We start from the raw sequence: 19,812 nt of genomic DNA on the forward strand, positions 1-19,812 counted from the left end.
TGAGGAAAAAGCGATTTTTCAGACTAAACCAAAAAACGTTGAGAGTTTTTTCTCAACGTTTTTTAGTATTGTCATATGACAGATTAGCTATTCTGGTTGGTAATCTGGATCGATAATTAATACAGGCTTAATCGTCTTACCAGAAATTGAATCGGCGTTTGCTTGATTAATGTCTTCAAACTTGTAGAACTTTTCGGTTTCGTCAAATGGGAATTTACCTAATTGATAAAATTCAAGCAGCCGCGGAATGTCAACTTGTGGAATTGCGTCCCCCATGTTGACGCCGACAACTTTTTTATCATCGACACATAGATCATTCCAGGTAGAAACAGTTAGATTTTGAGCAGTCACTGCAATTGCCGCGCAGGTACCGCCTTGTGCTAAGGCATCAACTGCATTCTTGATTACACCGCTAATCCCTGTAGTATCAACGGTCCAGTCAACACCATAGCCATTAGTAAGCTCTTTTATTTTAGCAACTGGGTCATCTGTCTTGCTGTTAATTGCTGCTGTTGCCCCTAATTTTTTAGCTAATTCTAACCGTTCAGGAACAACATCAACTGCAATTACCTTAGTGCAGCCACTAATTGAGCCGGCCATCATGGCAGCAAGGCCAACAGCGCCCGTACCAAAGACGGCAATCGTATCGCCAGGTTTAGGTTGCAAAGTATTAAAGACGGTTCCAGAACCTGTAACATAACCACAGCCAAGAGGACCGGCTTTACGTAAGTCAACGCTGTTATCAACTTTAACTGCATTGCGCTGATCAACTACGGTAGTAGTGGTAAAGGATGATTGGTTAAACATGTCACAAATTCGTTTACCATTTTTTTGAAAATGATCTTCACCATCAGCCCGGACGCCTGATAAGTTATAGTCACTGTAGTGGCGACATTGAGTAGGAATGCCTTTGAGACAATTATCACAAATTCCGTCCGCATAAAACGACAAAATTACGTGATCGCCAACTTTGAAGTTTTTAACTTGATTGCCGACCTTTTCAACAATTCCAGCGCCTTCATGGCCTAAAATTACGGGATAGCCAACACTGGAATCGCCCTTGCGCAAGGCTTCATCTGAGTGACAAATACCGGTAGCAACCATATGGATTTGCAAATCGGTTGGTCCAACTTCGTGTAAATCAATATCATCTTCAATTTCAAATTGGCTACCCATTTTTTTAACGACAGCTGCTTTAATTTGCATCAAAATTTCCTCCTCTTATAATTTTTTAATAGTTTCAAAGTTATTGTGAGCTTTTTAACATTCAAATGCAATACTTTGCCCAAAAAATATACGCAGATATTTAATTGTCCACCCAAAAACCATTTTTTGATACCGGTAACATTCACTACTGTCTTGTAACTAACTGCAGTTCTTCGCTAAACTACAGCTGGAGGATTAAGCAAATGACGCATTGGTATGATAACGCAATAATTTATCAAATTTATCCCAAATCTTTTCAAGATAGTAATGGTGATGGGATTGGCGATCTGAATGGGATTAGACAGCGTATTCCTTATTTGAAAAAGCTGGGGATTAACGCGGTGTGGCTCAATCCAATCTTTGTTTCACCCCAAGTTGATAATGGCTATGATGTGGCAGATTACTTTGCGATTGATCCTGCAATGGGAACAATGGCAGATTTTGAGCAGTTAATTAAGCAGCTGCATCAAGAAAAAATTAAAATTATCCTCGATTTGGTACTTAATCACACTTCCGATCAACATCCTTGGTTTCAAAAGGCGATTAATAATCCAAAAAGCAAGTACCGCAATTATTATCTTTTCGCGGGCAGTAACAACAAGCGGCCAAATAATTGGGGCAGCTTCTTTGGCGGTAGTGTTTGGGAGAGTGACCCGAAAAATAGCGGTCAGTCATATTTTCACTTGTTTGATAAACACATGCCCGATTTAAACTGGGCAAATCCGGCACTCAGACAGGAAATGATCCAAGTTGCTGAATATTGGCTGGCTAAAGGAATTGACGGTCTTCGGCTAGATGCATTTATTCATATCGCCAAGGCTGACTTGCGTCAAAATTTTCCGGCACCAAATGATGCTGAACCAGTTATTGCGGAACCGTTTTTTGCTAACTTGCCCCAAGTGCAAGAGTGGCTGCAACCATTTTGTCAGCAAATAAAGCGTGACTTTCCTGACGCCTTGCTCTTGGGCGAAGCAGCAAGTGCAAACGTGAACTTAGCAGCCGATTATACAAGTAAGAAAAATAGTTTGCTAGATAGTGTGATTACTTTTCGCTATTTCACGGATGATGAGAGCAAAATTAATCCGCGTTTACCAGCGCAGTATCAGCCAAAAGAGCTTGACTGGCAAATCTTCAAGCAGACGCAAGCTATCTGGCAGCAAACCCTGGCAGAGATTTCGTTACCGACTCTTTACTGGAATAACCATGATATGCCAAGAATGGCAACTCGTTTGGCGCATACCAGAATTCAGATCCAAAGCCTAGCAATGTTGATGTATTTGCAGCGCGGTATTCCGATTATTTATTATGGCGAAGAACTGGGTTTACCAAATTTGCTTTTTACTTCAGACAAGGAGTTTGCCGACGAAACGGTTACCCAATTTATTGCCCAAGCAAAGAGCATGGGAATAAGTGAGCAAGAAGCATTAAAAATGGTCAGTGCAACGCATAAATTGCCTGCTCGGGGAGTAATGCCGTGGACTAATGAACCGCATGCTGGCTTTTCATCCACTAAGCCGTGGCTTGATGGTCAAAAAATGGTTAAGGTTGATGCTTGTTCTGAAGTAGCAGACCCGGACAGTATCTTCAATTTTTACCGTCAATTGATTGCGCTGAAGAAAAGAAAATTGTTTCAGGCTGGCCGCTTTTATTTACGGGAAACGGGTCAAGACAGTTATGTCTATCAGCGTGATCTGGGCAATAGTAGTGCACTTGTTGCTGTTTCATTAAGTAGTCAAAAAACAAGAATAAGAATTCCGCGTGCTTATCACCATGAAGAATTAACTGCAGGGAAATATTATTTGGCTGATGGCGAGTTAGTGCTGATGCCATATTCTGGTGTTGTTTTAAGTAAATAAAGGAGAATAAAAGATGCAATTAGCAGCCTTAAAGCACCGAACAGAAAGTGAAGATTGCTTTGTTATAAGTCCGCACCACGTTCGGATTCGGTTTCATAGCGCAAAAAATGATGTTGCCAAGGTAGTTGCTCATTATACCGATAATTATCTGGATACTAAGACAGATAAAAAAGCGGACTTAAAATTACTGGGTCACGGACAAGTGAGTGATCACTGGGGTATAACTTTAAAGGCCCCTTACCGGCGCCTTAAGTATACGTTTGAAGTGATTGGTAAAGACGACAGCCATGTTATCGTCGGCGATCGCGGGATTAGCAGCTTTAACTCGCAAAATCTGAACGCTGACAGCAGCTATTTTAAATTACCCTATTTGCACACAATTGACATGACAACGGTACCTCAATGGGTAAAGCAGACGGTTTGGTACCAAATTTTCCCGGAACGTTTTGCTAACGGGGATACTAATAACGACCCGCAGGGAACGAAAAAATGGCAGCCTAGTGATCATCCCGGAAGAGAAGATTATTATGGCGGCGATTTGCAGGGAATCATCGACCATTTAGATTATTTGCAAGAATTGGGCGTTACAGGACTATATCTTTGCCCCATTTTTAAGGCAAGTTCCAATCATAAATACGACACAATTGACTATTTAGAAATTGATCCTGCTTTTGGTGACAAACAGCTTTTTGCCGAGCTAGTTGAGCAGGCACATAAGCGAGGGATGCGCGTGATGCTTGATGCCGTTTTTAATCACCTAGGGAGTCAATCATTGCAGTGGCAAGATGTAGTTAAAAACGGAGCAAAATCAAAATTTGCTGACTGGTTTCACATTAATCAATTTCCGGTTAACCCAAATCAAACTGGTCAAAAAGCAATGCCCAATTACGATACTTTTGCCTTTGAACCAAGCATGCCTAAACTTAATACCGCCAACCCGGCAGTGCAGGATTTTCTCTTAGAAATTGCCACTTACTGGGTAAAATATTTCGACATTGATGCTTGGCGGCTTGACGTGGCAAATGAAGTTGATCATCATTTTTGGCGCAGATTTCATGCTGCTCTGACCGCTATTAAGCCGGATTTTTACATTGTTGGTGAAATCTGGCACAGCGCTAGACCATGGCTAAATGGCGACGAGTTCACTGCTGTAATGAATTATCCGTATACTTTGCAGATTGAGGAGCACTTTTTTAAGAAAACAAAAACGGCGCAAGCATTGGTTGCGGCGCTAACTGATCAGTTAATGCTATATCGCGATAGCACTAACCAAGCCATGATGAATATGCTAGATTCTCACGATACCGCCCGAATTTTAACACTGGCACAGGGTGATCAAGAATTGGCCTTGCAGGCGTTAACTTTTATGTTTATGCAGACTGGTAGTCCATGTATTTATTACGGCACCGAAATGGGCATGACTGGTGGAAATGATCCAGATTGCCGTAAGCCGATGGATTGGAGTAAGAAAAATAGTGCAGTTTGGCAGCAGGTACAGCAATTAATTGCCTTTCGGAAAAAATACGCAGATACCTTGGGCCAAGGTGAAATATCTTTAACTGTTACTGCAACCGGTTTAATTAAAGTTGTTCGGACAAAAGACGTCAAAATTACGGCATATTTCAACACAACTACCAAAAATATCGCACTTAAGGGGCAAGCAATCTTACAGCAAAACTTTGCCAATGGATTGTTAAAGCCCAAGGGAATTGCAATTGAAGTTGAATAATATCTAAGCAGCAGGCAAAGAAAGCTTGCTGCTTTTTTCATAATTATTTTGATACCGTTAACAGAGGATTTTGGATTGCAAAGATGCTCCATTTTGGCGAATAATGAAAGCGTAAACAAAACCGCACAAGAGGAGATAAGCAGATGAAACGGATTTTTGAGATTAATCCTTGGCAAGTTACTACGCATGAGTTTAATCCGGCAGATAAACGTCTGCAGGAAAGCATTACGTCAATTGGTAATGATTACATGGGGATGCGCGGTAATTTTGAAGAGGGTTATTCAGGCGATAGCTTGCAAGGAACCTACTTGGCTGGAGTTTGGTTTCCGGATAAGACACGAGTGGGCTGGTGGAAAAATGGTTATCCCAAGTACTTTGGCAAGTCCATCAATGCCCCCAGTTTTATTGGCATCGGCATTAATATTAACGGCGAAAAGCTGGATCTAGCAACCAGCAAGATCAAAGATTTTTCTTTTTCATTGGATATGCATCAAGGCCTTTTGACGCGGAGCTTTACTTATTTGGGAACAACGACCACGGTTAGGTTTGAATTTCAACGTTTTTTACATATTAAACAAAAAGAAGCGGCACTGATTAACGTTGTGGCGACGGTCTTAACGGGAAAAGCCAAAATTACCTTTACAGCAACGCTGGATGGCACAGTTACTAATGAAGACAGCAACTACAATGAGCATTTCTGGCAAAGCTGCGGTGAAGATAGCGATCAGCGCACGATTCAGGTTAAAACAATCCCCAATCCATATGGAGTTCCGCAATTTACAGTTCTTTTAAAGCAGGGATTGCGGCATAACAATCATTTTGTCAAAGGAATGGTCACAACAACTAAAGCTGGGCTCAGTGAAAAGTTAACGGTTGACCTCAATTCTGGTGATCGCTATAACCTTGAAAAAGACGTGATTGTTGTTACTAGTCGCGATGTTGAACCAAAAATGCAAGCTCAAAAAGCCGCCGAATTGATGACACGCTTGCAGGCCAAGAGCTTTGCCGAAAATCTAGCTGAGCATACCGCTATCTGGCAAAGACGGTGGGAAAAAAGTGACGTGGTAATCACCGGTAATGATTTGGCCCAGCAGGGAATTAGGTTCAATATTTTACAGTTGTTTATGACTTACTATGGCGAAGATAAACGACTCAATGTTGGTCCCAAGGGTTTTACCGGCGAAAAGTATGGTGGTGCGACTTACTGGGATACTGAAGCCTTTATTTTCCCGATGTATTTATGCGTGGCTAAGCCAAACGTGACGAGGGCGCTACTTCAATATCGGCACGATCAGCTGGCAGGAGCCTATCAGAATGCTAAAGATCTTGGGTTAAAGGGTGCGCTTTTCCCAATGGTGACCTTTAACGGTCTTGAATGCCACAATGAATGGGAAATTACCTTTGAAGAAATTCACCGTAACGCTGATATTGCATTTGCAATTAAGCGTTATACCAGTTATACCGGGGATGAGTCTTATGTTAAAAACGAGGGAATGGATGTTTTAGTTGAAACAGCACGTTTTTGGGCAGACCGGGTTCACTATTCAAAATGGCGGCAAAAGTATGTCATGCACGGTGTAACCGGGCCGAATGAGTATGAGAATAATGTCAACAATAACTGGTTCACTAACCTGATGGCGCAATGGGTTTTGCAATACACCTTAGAGCGCCTGCCCCTAGCTGATCCCGCAGCCCAAAAGAGGGTCCACGTTAGTGAACAGGAAAAAGCTAACTGGCAGGACATTATCGCTAATATGTATTTGCCGGAAGATCATGAACGCGGCATCTTTTTACAGCAAGATGACTTTTTAGACAAAGATTTGCAGCCAGCAAAGGAAATTCCGGCAACTGAACGTCCAATTAACCAGCATTGGTCTTGGGATAAAATCCTTCGTTCACCGTTTATCAAGCAAGCAGATGTCTTGCAGGGAATCTACTATTTGGATGATCGCTTTACTAAAGAAGAAAAGGAGCGCAACTTTGATTTTTATGAACCACTCACCGTTCATGAGAGTTCTCTTTCGCCTTGTGTTCACTCAATTTTAGCGGCTGAATTAGGTAAAAAGAAACAATCGGTTGCTCTTTATGAACGAACAGCCAGGTTAGACCTTGATAACTACAATAATGATACTGCCGATGGACTACATATAACTTCAATGAGCGGTTCATGGCTTGCAATTGTTCAAGGTTTTGCGGGAATGCGTTATGACAAAGAGCAGCTAAAGTTCAATCCGTTCGTTCCCGATAACTGGCAAAATTATAGTTTCAAACTTAACTACCGTAATCGTTTAATTAAAGTAGCCATTAGCCATGATGAAGTTAAGCTTGATTTGATTAGTGGTAAGCAGCTCACAGTCATGGTTAAAGACCAACAGGTTGAATTGAAAGAAGGTGAAGTGGCATGCTTAAAGGTTTGATTTTTGATTTAGACGGCGTTTTGACAGATTCAGCGAAGTTTCATTTAGCCGCTTGGAATGATTTAGCTAAAGAATTAGGAATTAGACTGACAAACGAGCAACTGAACTCGTTACGAGGAATTTCTCGCATGGATTCCCTAGATTTAATCTTGCAATATGGTCATCAAACTAATCAATATACTGAGCAGCAGAAGAAGCAGTTTGCGGCAGCTAAGAACGAGAAATTTTTACAGCAAGTAGATACGATGACGCCGAAAGACATTTTACCTGGCATTCCGCAACTACTCGCGGATGCACAAGAGGCCAATTTAAAAATGTGCATTGCTTCGGCTTCGAAAAACGCGCCTAAAATATTGCACAAATTGAAGATTGCCAGTAAGTTTGCTGGCATTGTCGATGCGGCAACAGTTAACAAGGGCAAGCCAGATCCGGAAATCTATCAAAAGGCGCAACAACTTTTGCACTTAAAGGCGGGTGAAGTGATCAGTTTTGAAGATGCCGCAGCTGGGGTTGCTGCAATTAAAGCGGCCGGGCAATTTGCCGTCGGTATTGGCGACCGCACCGCGTTGAAAGCAGCCGACTATCTTGTCGCTTCAACCAAAGACTTGCAGTTAGATAAGATCGTGGCTGCTTATATAAACAGCTAGTTAAGAAGGTAGGTAAAAAGAATGGTTGAAGTTGATTTAAACCATCTATGCAAAAAATATGAGGGTAATGACCAGTATTCTGTGAAGGACTTTGATTTACATATCAAAGATAAGGAATTTATCGTCTTTGTTGGGCCTTCTGGTTGTGGTAAATCGACTACTTTAAGGATGATTGCCGGATTGGAAGATATCAGCAAGGGCACACTCGAGATTGATCATCAGGTAATGAACGATGTAGCGCCAAAGGACCGCCATATTGCCATGGTATTTCAAAACTACGCGCTTTATCCGCACATGACAATTTACGACAATATGGCCTTTGGGCTAAAGCTGCGTCATTACAAGAAAAGTGAAATTGATCAGCGGGTGCAACATGCAGCTGAAATTTTGAACCTGAAAGAATACTTGGATAAAAAACCAGCTGAGCTATCTGGCGGTCAAAGACAGCGGGTAGCTTTAGGTAGAGCAATCGTGCGGGATGCACCCATCTTTTTAATGGATGAGCCTTTATCCAACCTGGATGCAAAATTGCGGGTATCAATGCGGGCCGAAATTGCCAAGCTGCATCAGGATTTAGGTACAACAACGATTTACGTCACGCACGATCAAACAGAGGCGATGACTTTAGCTGACCGTGTAGTTGTAATGTCGGTTGGTAAAGTTGAGCAAATTGGTTCCCCACAAGAAGTATATAACCATCCCGTTAATCAATTCGTAGCAGGCTTTATCGGTTCGCCCCAGATGAATTTCTTTAATGTCCATTATCATAATGGGCGTGTGACTGATAATCGCGGCATTGACATGGGAATACCTGAGGGGAAAGCAAAATTGCTCGAAAAGAAAGGCTATAACGACCGTGATTTGATTTTGGGCATTAGACCTGAAGATATTCACGCTGAAGAAGCGTTTCTCGAAACTTGGCCGAACGCGGTGGTTAATTCGACGGTCGTTGTGTCCGAATTACTAGGGGCAACAATTCAGCTTTACCAAAAAGTTGCTGATACGGAATTCGTTGCCAATATTAATGCGCGGGATCTTTACCAACCCGGTGATCAAGTCAAGATGGGATTTGACCTCAACAAGGCCCACTTTTTTGATCAAGACACCACGCTGGCAATCGTTAATTAGGGAATAAATTCAGTTGCCAAATGGGAACTGAAAATAAAAAAGCATGTTGTTTTAAATTAGGAGGTAAATAACATGAAAATTTGGAAGAAAGTAGCATTAGGTAGTACAGCAATTTTAGCGGCAATGTCTCTTGCAGCTTGCTCAAATAATGATTCAAAATCATCAAGCGGAAATAGCAGCCAAAATACGAAATTGACGCTCTGGGTTGATACTAATCAAGTGTCATATTATAAGAAAATTGCTAGTGATTTTACTAAATCGCATAAAAATATCACTGTTCGCGTTACGCAAAATCCAACTGGTTCAGCTAATGCCAAAACTGATGTCGGCAAGGACCCATCAAAAGCTGCCGATGTTTTTGAAGCACCTAACGACCAATTAGGACAAATGGCAGACTCAGGTTACATTAACCCGCTCTCACCAAAAGATACCAGCAATATTAAGGCTAATTACATTGCCGTTGCTGCTAAGGGAGTAACCTGGAAAGGAAAAATTTATGCCTATCCATACGCACAACAGGCACAGACAATTTATTACGATAAGTCTAAGTTATCTGCTAATGATGTCAAAAATTGGAAAACCTTAACTTCTAAAGGTGTTGTTGCAACGGACTTTACTAACGCTTATGTTATGTGGCCAGTCTTCTTCTCAGCTGGTACAAAGTTGTATGGTGACAGCGGTGAAGATTTAAAGGGCTCAACGTTTAATTCACAAAAGGGTGTTAATGCACTGAAATGGTACGCTGAACAAAGAAATAATAAGGGCGTAATGCAGACTTCAAACGCATTAAACCAATTGAAGAAGGGTAATGCGCAAGCTATTTTAGATGGTCCTTGGAATGCTGCCAATATCAAGAAAATTCTAGGCAAGAACTTTGCGGTTGCGAAGTATCCAATGATTGAAGTTGGCGGTAAGTCAGTTCAAATGCAGGCATTCCTTGGCATCGAAGGTTTTGCAGTTAATGCTCACACCAAGAATCCAAAAGCTGCGTCAGAATTGGCTGCTTACATCACAAATAAGAAAGCACAATTAATCGCTCATAAGGAAGCTGGGCAAATTCCAGTTCTTAAAGAAGCAATTAACGATCCAGCTGTGAAGAAGGATTCAGTGGCTGATGCGGTAATTGAAATGTCTAAACCAGGCAACTCAGTCTTGATGCCAAAATTACCACAAATGTCAGTCTTCTGGAATGATGTTCCTCCTCTAGTTAACGGTGCTTATGACGGCAAAGTTAAACCAGCACAATACAAGGCTCAACTTGCTAAATTGGCCAAGGCTTCTGAAAAGAAATAGTTAATCTTAAGCACTAAAGGTTGGGCAGGCAGCGTCCAACCTTTTTGCTCAGGAAGAGGAGAAATTATGTTTAAAAAGAAAAAGCATGCTGCTGTTAAGGCAACTTTTCGTGAGGTTTGGTCTAAAGGCAGTATTGCAACCAAATTGTCCTTCTTTATTATGGGTAGCAATGCCCTTGAGAATAAGCAGTGGGTTAAGGGCTTAACACTGCTATTAGCAGAAGTTGCATTTATTATCTGGTTTATTTTTAGCGGAATATCGGCAATTAGTATGCTGACTACTCTGGGAGAAAATAAGACCAAAAAAGTGGTTTATGATAGTGCCCAAGGCGTTTATATCACTAAGCAGCCGTCAAATTCGGTGTTAATTCTGTTATTTGGGCTCCTTGCTGTCATTATCTGTATTGCAATGATTTATCTTTATATCGTTAACTTGCGCTCGACCAGAAAGAATTACGTCTTGAGTCGTGATGGCAAACACATTTTAACTAATAAAGAAGAGCTAGCAAGTTTGTTTGATTCCCGGTTGCACGATACGTTAATGGCTTTTCCTATTTTAGGAATTCTGTGTTTTACCATTTTGCCAACAATCTTTATGATCTCAATGGCTTTTACGAACTATGACCGGCAGCATCCCATTGCTTTTTCTTGGACTGGTTTCCAGGCTTTTGGAAGTGTGATTAGCGGGGACTTATCCGGTACCTTTTTCCCAGTTTTAGGCTGGACAATTGTCTGGGCAATAGCCGCTACAGCGACGACTTTCTTCTTTGGCGTTTTATTGGCGCTGTTAATTGAATCAAAGGGCATTAAGCATAAAGGCTTTTGGCGGACAATTTTTGTAATTGTTTGGGCTGTACCACAATTTGTTTCTTTACTGATGATGGCACAATTTCTTGATTATCAGGGTGCGCTCAATAATATCTTGATGAATATTGGCATGATAGCTCACCCAATTCATTTCATTGATAGTCAGGCTTCGCCCTTAGTAGCGCGGATTACGGTTATTATCGTTAACATGTGGATTGGTATTCCGGTTTCAATGTTAGTATCCACTGCTATTATTCAAAACCTGCCGACAGATCAAATTGAGGCTGCTAAAATGGACGGTGCTAACGCAATGCAGATTTTTAAATCAATTACTTTTCCGCAGATTCTCTTCGTTATGGCCCCTTCCTTAATTCAGCAATTTATCGGCAATATTAATAACTTTAATGTCATTTACTTGCTAACTGGTGGTGCGCCAATGAATAATCGCTATAACGGGGCAGGTTCAACGGACTTGCTGGTAACTTGGCTGTACAATCTGACATTTGGTCAAGAGCAGCGCTACAATGCTTCAGCAGTTTTAGGTATTTTAATCTTTATCATTAGTGCCGTCTTTTCGCTGCTGGCCTATCGTCATACCAATGCTTTTAAGGAGGGCTAAAGATGAAATCTTATCAAAATCAAAAACGCCTTTCGCTATTTTTCCGTTATCTTTTATTAATTATCTTGGCGATTGTCTGGATTTTACCAATCATTTGGATTATTTTAGCGAGTTTCTCATACAATGATACTGGCTTTGTTTCGACTTTTTGGCCAGATAAGTTCACGTTTGATAATTATATTGGTATTTTTACCAATTCCCAGTATCCATTAGTTAATTGGATTATTAATACGTTGATCATCTCAATTTTATCAATGATTATTTCAACCTTTTTAACTATTTCAGTGGCATATGTCTTATCGCGGTTGCGCTTTTCGTTTCGTAAACCGTTTATGCAAATTGCCCTTATTTTGGGAATGTTTCCCGGGTTCATGTCAATGATTGCTCTTTACTATATTTTAAAGGGACTCAACATGCTCAATCTGGGCGGATTATTGCTAGTTTATGTCGGTGGTGCCGGACTAGGATTCTATGTTGCCAAGGGCTTCTTCGATACGGTGCCGTTCTCAATTGATGAAGCAGCTGAGATTGATGGGGCAACTAAGTGGCAGATTTTTACTAACGTGGATTTACCTTTAGCAAAACCAATGATCGTCTACACTGCTTTGACGGCATTTATTGCTCCGTGGACTGACTTCATTTTCTCCGGCATTATTTTATCGACTTCGGGGAACCCCAAAACATATACAATTGCCTATGGTTTGTACAACATGGTACATAATACCAAGGGCAATGCGACCCAGTTCTTTGCGGAATTTGTCGCTGGCTGTGTTATTATTGCTATTCCAATTACAATTTTGTTTATCTTCATGCAAAAATTTTATGTTAATGGCATTACTGCCGGTGCCGAAAAAGGTTAATTTACGGCAAAAAGTTCAAAGTGCGACTATAAGCAGTCGCACTTTTTTGTTTACGTCCAAGATTTTTAATTGAGGTAAAATATAACTAAAAAAGAAGGTGAGCTAATGATTAAAATTATTCAGGGAGATATTACCAAATTAGCCGTAGATGCAATTGTTAATGCTGCCAATAATTCACTTCTTGGCGGTCTTGGTGTTGACGGCGCAATTCATCAAGCAGCTGGCCCCGACTTACTTCAGGAGTGTCGCGGACTTCACGGTTGTGAGACCGGTCAAGCAAAAATTACCCGGGGCTATCGCCTGCCTGCTAAGCATGTGATTCATACAGTTGGCCCGGTTTATTCAGGGTCATCTACCGATAGCCAGCTTTTACGCGCTTGTTACCTTAATTCGCTATCTTTAGCCAAGCAGAATAACTTACACAGTATTGCCTTTCCGGCTATTTCAACTGGTGCTTACGGTTTTCCTGCAAAAAGGGCGGCTGAAATTGCATTTGCAGCAGTAAAAGACTGGTTAAAGCAAAATCCTTCAGCTAAGATGGAAGTTACGATGTGTGCTTTTGACAACGCAACATTTCAGCTTTATCAAAAAGAACTAGCCAAATAAAAAACTCGTGAATGATCAACCATCTGCTAACTAGTAGACGGTTTTTATCAAGTTCACGAGTTTTTATTTAACTTAGTTAACAATTGCAGCAAAGGCTTCATATGGTTTTAAGGTAAGTGCCCGTAAAGTTTGCGGAGCGCAATAGTTACTGAGTAAAACCTGTTTAAGCTGATCTGGTGCAGTAAATTGCGCTTTATTTTCACTAAGATTAGCGACAATTAGCCAGCGCTGATCGCCTAATTCGCGGTAATATGCCAAAACATCAGCAGAAGCTGTTAGCGGCTTAAATGAGCCGGTAACAACAATTTCATTTTCATGGCGCAAACGAATTAGTTTTTGGTAAGTGTAAAAAATAGAATTAGGATCAGCTAAAGCGGCTTGAACATTAATTTGCCGGTAATTGGGATTAACTTTAAGCCAAGGCTCACCACTGGTAAAACCGGCTTGCAGCCGATCCGACCATTGCATTGGCCGCCGAGCGTTGTCGCGACCTTTGGCATTAATTGCCTTAAGGAGTTCTTGTTTAGAATAGCCCTTTTGAAGTCGGTCATGATACATATTGATGCTTTCAAGGTCTGCAACTTCAGCGATATCTTTAACCGGATAATTGGTCATCCCAATTTCTTCACCATTATAAATATACGGCGTGCCGCGCATTAAATGGAGAGCAATCGCGAACATTTTAGCTGATTGCACGCGATAAGTAGTGTCGCTGCCCCAGCGCGAGATGACACGGGGAAGATCATGATTTTCCCAAAAAAGACTATTCCAAGCATGGCGGTAGTCTAGTTGCGTTTGCCATTTAAGCAAAATCTTTTTAAGAGCAGCTGGTCGATAGGGGGCAAGATCCCACTTTTCTTTGCCTGGCTGCTGGTCAACTTGCTGATTCTCAAATTGAAAGACCATTGAAAGCTCATGCCGTGCTGGATCTGAATACTTAGTAACTGTTTCTAAATCGGCGCTCCATGTTTCGCCAACGGTCATGATATCATGATTGGCCAATACTTTCTGGTTCATTTCTTGCAAGTAGGGATGCAATTTTGGTCCGTTTGCGCCAATCTTGCGATCAGGCTCTTTACCAATTAGCTCAATTACATCCATGCGAAAACCGCCAATGCCCTTATCAAGCCAAAAAGTCATCATCTCATAAATTTTTTGTCGTAATTCAGGATTTTGCCAATTTAAGTCAGGCTGCTCAGGGGCAAAAAAGTGGAGGTAGTATTGGCCAGTTGTCTGATCATATTGCCACGCAGAACCAGAGAAATTAGAAGTTAAGTCATTAGGCTCGTGCCCATTGATAGGATCACGCCAAATGTAAAAATCACGCTTAGGATTATTTTTACTTTTCCGTGCTTCGATAAACCACTGGTGCTGATCAGAGGTATGGTTAACGACGAGATCCATAATAATGCGGATATTTCTTTTTTTTGCTTCTGCAATCAGCCTGTCTAAATCAGCCATGGTCCCATATTGCGGGTCAATGGCCTGATAATCAGAAATATCATAACCGTTATCAACGCCAGGTGACTGATAAATGGGTGAGAGCCAGATGGCATCAATTCCCAATTTTTGTAAATAATCTAGGCGGTTAATAATCCCGTTTAGGTCGCCAATACCGTCACCATTGCTGTCTTGGAATGATTTAGGGTAAATTTGATAGATAACTGCATTTTTCCACCAAGGTGTCATATTTTTCCTCCCATTTGTAAGCGTTAACTTGAGATGCTAGACAAATTATAACATGGTGCAGCCTGGGCTTGGCCCTGTTACCGGTATCTAATTAAGTCTTTCATTTTCTAGTAGTACTGGAATAAGCATACTTATAATACATATAAATTTAAAGACAACTATGTGGTTTTTCTTTTAATTAATGAAATTGGAATAGTAAATTTATGCTCTAAAATATTTTCATGTCTAAGAAGTCTTAAAAGATTAGAGCAAGAAACTTTAGCAATTTCTGAAGTGCTTTGATGAATTGTAGATAACTGTAATTTTTTAGCAATCGGTGCATCATCAAAACCCACTATACTAAGCTTATTAGGAACATCTAAACCCTCTTCAATTGCTACTTGATAGATATAGCTTGCGACATTGTCATTAATTGCGAAAACACCTAATTTGCTATGTTTACTCCAAAGTCTTGTTAGTTGAGCCCAAATTGTCTTTTTTGCTAAATAAATTTCATCTGAATTAGTATTAGTACTAATAACAATTGGCTTTGATATACCGCGGTTTTGTGCAGTTTCAGTAAAGCCTTTAATACGACTTTCATTGCTTGAAAACTCGTTATCTTTATTAGTTAACATAATTGGAAAGCAATTCTTGTCGATTAAATGATTAGTTGCTAAAACAGCGCCTGTGTAGTTATCCGAAGAAACTGTAATCATGTTGTTGTTAAGTTTGGGAGAACGATCAATAAAGACTGTTGGTAGATCAACTTGCTCTTTTCTAATTACATTTTGCGTAGAAATGACAACTAATCCATCAACCATATGATTACTTAATTTCGAAATATATTTTTCTTCAAGGCTAGCGTTTCTTTCTGTATTACAAACAATGGTTAGATAGTCTTTTTTGAAAAAATATTGCTCACATTTTTTTACTATCGAAGCGTAGTAGGAGTTGGTGATATCTGGGACTAAGACACCAATTATTGCTAATCTACCTTTTCTCATTCCTTTAGCAATTATATTTTGTGAATAATTATTTTCCTTGGCAATTTTAATAATCTTTTCTCTAGTAGTTTCAGAAAAGCGTCCTGTATTGTTCAAAACTCTTGAAACTGTTGAAACTGAAAAGCCGCTTAATCGGGCAATGTCTTTTATTGAAGTTATTGACATAATATCTGACCTTATTAATTTTTATTTTTTATTTTATACTTTACATCGCGTTAACAACATTATACAATAAAAATGTAATCAGCGAAAACGCTTGCATAAAAAGATGACAAAAGTCCTAAATAAAGGACTTATATTTTTACCATTTGCGCAAACGTTACCGCAAAAATATTTTTATAGTAGGAGGAGAAATTATGAAAATTAGTGATTTGAACGTTAAAGTATATGCTGATGGGGCAGTCATTGATGATATGGTAAAGGCAAAAGAAAGTGGAGTTGTGAAGGGATTTACGACTAATCCATCCTTAATGAAAAAAGCCGGAGTAAAAGATTACGTTGATTTTGCCAAGGAGGCCTTAGCTAAAGTTACTGGAATGCCAATTTCTTTTGAGGTGTTTGCTGATGACTTTGACACGATGGAAAAAGAAGCCAAAAAAATCTCATCACTTGGCGATAACGTTTTCGTAAAAATACCAATTACTAATACTAAAGGAGTTTCTTCGGTTCCATTGATAAAAAAGCTTTCTGCTGAGGGCATTAAAGTTAATGTAACTGCGATGTTTACACTTCAGCAAGTAAAAGACGTTCTGGCAGTTTTAAAACCTGGTTCAAATAATATTATTTCTATTTTTGCTGGTCGATTAGCAGATATTGGAATAGATCCAACACCTTTAATGAAAAAAGCAGCAGAACTTTGTCATGAAAATGGAAATGGCTGGCTTCTGTGGGCAAGTTGTCGAGAAGTAATCAATGTTTTTGAAGCTGATAATTGTGGGTGTGACATTATTACGTGTACTTCTCCGGTAATTGACAAGTTTCCATTAATCGGCACAACTCCAGAAGAACGTTCACTGCAAACAGTTCAAGACTTTAACAGAGATGTTAGGGCACTAGGGTTCTCAATTTTATAACTTTAAAAATTAAGAAAGTAGAGGCTTAAGAAATGTTTTTATCAGCGTTGTTAGTGGCCACTCTGGCTACTATTTCTCAATGGTGGTTTTTTGCGCCGGTAACAAGATGCCTAACTTATCCTTTAACAACTGGGCTATTGGTTGGGTTATTTATGGGCAATCCTATGTTAGGAATGCTTTCTGGTGCTACGATCCAACTGGTTTATCTGGGTTGGATTAATACTGGTGGTGTTATGCCAAGCAATACAATGGTTGCTGGTATTTTTGGAACTGCTTTAACAATTTTATCAGGCGCTAGCCCAAAATTAGCTGTGACTTTTGCAGTTCCATTTTCTCTTATTGGGCTTTTAATGGTGGAAATTTATCAGAGTGTTAACTCTTTTTGGGTTCACCGTGCAGATGCGGAGCTGGCAAGAGGTAATGTTAAAGCGATTAGATTTTTGAATTATGTTCCTTCTCTAATTGTCGCAATAATTGTGTATGGTATTCCAGCGTTCTGTTTGGTATTCTTTGGCCGAGGCTGGGCACAGGGAATGCTTAATATGATTCCTAAAAGTTTGACTACGGCTTTAGAAGTCGTAGGAGCTTTAATGCCGGCTTTGGGTATTGCAATGTTACTCAATTATTTGGGTAAAAAATCATTGATTCCGTATTTCTTTATTGGTTTTTTCTTAACTGCATATCTGAAACTGCAAATAATGGCAATTGCTATATTTGCAGGATTACTTGCTTACCTGCTTTATATCAATCAAAAGGCTAATGCAACGAAGAAAGATGCTGAACCTACAGAGAAGAAAGTACGCAGGCTGACTCTTCAAAATAGAACTGGCAAACAAGAAAATGCTAGTGCAGCGCTAGAACCAGGGACAAATATAGCTCAAAATATTTCTCCTTTGAATTATCAAATTAAATTAACTCATAGTGATTTAGTAAAAACTTGGCTCTGGGAACAGTCAGATGAAGCCGCATATAATTATGAACGCCTACAAGCATTAGGCTTAACTAACATGATGATTTATCCTATTAAAAAACTATACCCGAAAGAAAGACAAGCTGATGAATTAAAGAAATACATGGTATTTTTCAATACGGAACCACACATGGTTGGTCCAGTTATTCATGGTATAGCTCTTTCAATGGAGGAAGCTCGTGCAAATGGTGCCGAAGTTAGTGCTGAGGACATTAATGGTGTTAGAACTGGGTTAATGGGCCCAGCTGCTGGTATCGGTGATACGGTTCAACAAGGCATTATCTTCCCAATACTTGCAAGTATTGGTGCGACCATGGCATTGGATCACAATTACTTTGGTCCGATTATGTTTACAGTAGTTTTTGAATTAATTATTTACGCTATTGGATACTGGATGTTTATGTATGGCTATAAGAAAGGCAAAGAGTCAGTTGTTTCTATTTTAAAAAGTGGATTGCTTGATAAAGTAACTAATGCGTTCTCAATTGTTGGCTTAATGGTTGTTGGTACAATGGCTGCTACGAGAGTGACTATTAAAACGCCATTAATTTGGCATGTTGGGCAAAGCGTGATTAAATTGCAAGCTTTATTTAATCAGCTGGCACCAAGTCTAATTCCATTATTAGCTACCTTATTAGTATGGTGGCTTTTAAGAAAAAAAGTTAATGCAAGTATCATTGTGGTTGGAATATTCATAGTCGGAATTTTATGTTCTTATCTTGGAATTTTAGCGGTCATTTAAAGGAGAGTTTAACTTGATACAAATTATTTTAGCTAGTCATGGAGATTTTTGTTTAGGTATTAAACAAACAGTAGAAATGATTGCTGGATCAGTTGATAACCTTAAAACGATATCGTTTAGGCCAGGTCAAAGTCCTGAAGATTATGCGGAAAAGTTTAGTCAAATTTTAGAAGATACGAGTAAACAGCCAGCATTGGTTTTAGTCGATTTAAAGGGCGGCACACCATTTAATACTGCAATGCTTTTAAAGCAAAATCATAATTTAGAAATTGTTACTGGCGTAAATGTTCCGATGTTATTGAGTATTGTCACTTTAAGAACTAAAAATAGTTCAATTGAAGAATTGATTAATGTAGCGCTTGCTAAAGAAAACTGGGGTATTGAAAATACTAAATTAGGAGGTTTACATCATGCAAAACTTAGTCTTAACAAGAATTGATGATCGCTTGATTCATGGCCAAGTAATGACAAAATGGATTAAGGAAACTGGGGCAGAAAATGTTGTTATTATTGATGATGCAACATCTAAAAATGAGTTTATGATTAATGTTTTTGAGCAAGCAGTACCCGAAGACATTGGTATAGGAGTGTTTAACAAAGAAGATGGTGTCAAGTTCTTTTCTCAGTCATTAGAAGCGCCAACAATGATTTTAGTTAAAGTTCCGGAAACAATTGAGTACATGGTTAATCATGGAATTGATATTAAGGACTTGGATTTAGGCGGAATGGGTGCAAAGGATGGCCGTAATACGTTATATCAGTATATCTCTACTAGTTATGAAGAAGATCAGTGTTTCTACCGCTTGCTAAATAAAGGAATGAATGTTTACGTTCAAATAGTTCCTCAAAATGAAAAGCAGCCCATAAAACCTTTCTTAGATAAAAAAGAGAGGTAATGAATTTATTTAAAAAAGCTTAAACTTTGACATTAACCTATCTAATTGAATATCAATTTCAAAGATATAATTATTATATAATGATTATGCACTATTGATTAAATGGATAAATTAATAAGGATATTTTAATAATATGATTTATTTAGCTATTGAATAAAGCTTTTTGATTTTACATTATTATGTATTTTTGACATGAAAAAGCCAACAAAGGCATTCTAGAATTGCCTGAAGTAATTTTTTTATAAAGCGTCAAAGTGTGGACGTATTGGTCCTTTTTAGTGATGTATGT

At 39.4% G+C, this 19,812-nt stretch carries 16 protein-coding genes; 13 read left to right on the forward strand and 3 right to left on the reverse strand.

Going from position 1 to position 19,812, the window contains the following annotated elements; translation table 11 throughout:
* Positions 1-87: 87 nt before the first annotated feature.
* Positions 88-1,206, reverse strand: a complete 1,119-nt coding sequence (locus tag J3U71_RS07575) for an NAD(P)-dependent alcohol dehydrogenase (protein ID WP_267393563.1) — start codon at positions 1,204-1,206, stop codon at positions 88-90.
* A 203-nt stretch (positions 1,207-1,409) separates the two neighbouring features.
* On the opposite strand from J3U71_RS07575, the gene J3U71_RS07580 reads away from it, so the two are divergent.
* The 9 genes from J3U71_RS07580 (at position 1,410) to J3U71_RS07620 (ending at position 13,167) form a co-directional block, all read left to right on the forward strand.
* Positions 1,410-3,062, forward strand: a complete 1,653-nt coding sequence (locus J3U71_RS07580) for an alpha-glucosidase (RefSeq protein WP_267393565.1) — start codon at positions 1,410-1,412, stop codon at positions 3,060-3,062.
* A 13-nt stretch (positions 3,063-3,075) separates the two neighbouring features.
* The gene (locus J3U71_RS07585) at positions 3,076-4,791 is read left to right on the forward strand and encodes a glycoside hydrolase family 13 protein (protein WP_267393567.1); all 1,716 of its coding nucleotides are present in this window, start codon (positions 3,076-3,078) and stop codon (positions 4,789-4,791) included.
* Positions 4,792-4,934: 143 nt separating this feature from the next.
* Positions 4,935-7,208, forward strand: a complete 2,274-nt coding sequence (locus tag J3U71_RS07590; RefSeq protein ID WP_267393569.1) for a glycoside hydrolase family 65 protein — start codon at positions 4,935-4,937, stop codon at positions 7,206-7,208.
* The gene (gene pgmB / locus J3U71_RS07595) at positions 7,193-7,855 is read left to right on the forward strand and encodes a beta-phosphoglucomutase (RefSeq protein WP_267393571.1); all 663 of its coding nucleotides are present in this window, start codon (positions 7,193-7,195) and stop codon (positions 7,853-7,855) included. Before J3U71_RS07590 ends, pgmB begins: the two co-directional genes overlap by 16 nt.
* Positions 7,856-7,876: 21 nt before the next feature.
* Entirely contained in the window at positions 7,877-8,983 is a 1,107-nt protein-coding gene (locus tag J3U71_RS07600; RefSeq protein WP_220232451.1) for an ABC transporter ATP-binding protein, read from the forward strand.
* Positions 8,984-9,055: 72 nt separating this feature from the next.
* Complete coding sequence (locus tag J3U71_RS07605) at positions 9,056-10,276, forward strand: extracellular solute-binding protein (RefSeq protein WP_220232450.1); 1,221 nt, start codon at positions 9,056-9,058, stop codon at positions 10,274-10,276.
* 66 nt (positions 10,277-10,342) lie between these two features.
* Complete coding sequence (locus tag J3U71_RS07610) at positions 10,343-11,701, forward strand: carbohydrate ABC transporter permease (protein ID WP_220232449.1); 1,359 nt, start codon at positions 10,343-10,345, stop codon at positions 11,699-11,701.
* Positions 11,702-11,703: 2 nt separating this feature from the next.
* Positions 11,704-12,561: a sugar ABC transporter permease gene (locus J3U71_RS07615; protein WP_220220310.1), complete on the forward strand. Its 858-nt coding sequence runs from the start codon at positions 11,704-11,706 to the stop codon at positions 12,559-12,561.
* Positions 12,562-12,666: 105 nt separating this feature from the next.
* Positions 12,667-13,167, forward strand: a complete 501-nt coding sequence (locus J3U71_RS07620; protein WP_267393575.1) for an O-acetyl-ADP-ribose deacetylase — start codon at positions 12,667-12,669, stop codon at positions 13,165-13,167.
* Positions 13,168-13,239: 72 nt separating this feature from the next.
* Here J3U71_RS07620 and J3U71_RS07625 read toward each other — a convergent pair whose 3' ends face one another.
* Together J3U71_RS07625 and J3U71_RS07630 are read right to left on the reverse strand one after the other, a co-directional pair.
* Entirely contained in the window at positions 13,240-14,856 is a 1,617-nt protein-coding gene (locus tag J3U71_RS07625; protein ID WP_267393577.1) for a glycoside hydrolase family 13 protein, read from the reverse strand.
* Between the two features lie 158 nt (positions 14,857-15,014).
* Complete coding sequence (locus tag J3U71_RS07630) at positions 15,015-16,007, reverse strand: LacI family DNA-binding transcriptional regulator (protein WP_267393579.1); 993 nt, start codon at positions 16,005-16,007, stop codon at positions 15,015-15,017.
* 191 nt (positions 16,008-16,198) lie between these two features.
* Between J3U71_RS07630 and J3U71_RS07635 the strand changes: the two genes are divergently transcribed.
* From J3U71_RS07635 to J3U71_RS07650, 4 genes are read left to right on the forward strand one after another with little or no spacing between them, the layout of a single operon-like run.
* Positions 16,199-16,915 carry a transaldolase gene (locus J3U71_RS07635; RefSeq protein WP_267393581.1) on the forward strand — a complete coding sequence of 239 codons (717 nt, stop codon included), beginning with the start codon at positions 16,199-16,201 and terminating at the stop codon, positions 16,913-16,915.
* A gap of 32 nt (positions 16,916-16,947) precedes the next feature.
* On the forward strand, positions 16,948-18,627 hold the full coding sequence (locus J3U71_RS07640) for a PTS system mannose/fructose/sorbose family transporter subunit IID (RefSeq protein ID WP_267393583.1): 1,680 nt from the start codon (positions 16,948-16,950) through the stop codon (positions 18,625-18,627).
* Between the two features lie 13 nt (positions 18,628-18,640).
* Positions 18,641-19,066, forward strand: coding sequence for a PTS sugar transporter subunit IIA (locus tag J3U71_RS07645; RefSeq protein ID WP_220268661.1), 426 nt, complete (start codon positions 18,641-18,643; stop codon positions 19,064-19,066).
* Positions 19,038-19,523, forward strand: a complete 486-nt coding sequence (locus tag J3U71_RS07650; protein ID WP_267393587.1) for a PTS system mannose/fructose/N-acetylgalactosamine-transporter subunit IIB — start codon at positions 19,038-19,040, stop codon at positions 19,521-19,523. Before J3U71_RS07645 ends, J3U71_RS07650 begins: the two co-directional genes overlap by 29 nt.
* Positions 19,524-19,812 lie beyond the last annotated feature (289 nt).

Origin of the sequence: Lactobacillus sp. B4015, from assembly GCF_026536055.1 — a bacterium.
Classification (GTDB): domain Bacteria; phylum Bacillota; class Bacilli; order Lactobacillales; family Lactobacillaceae; genus Lactobacillus; species Lactobacillus panisapium.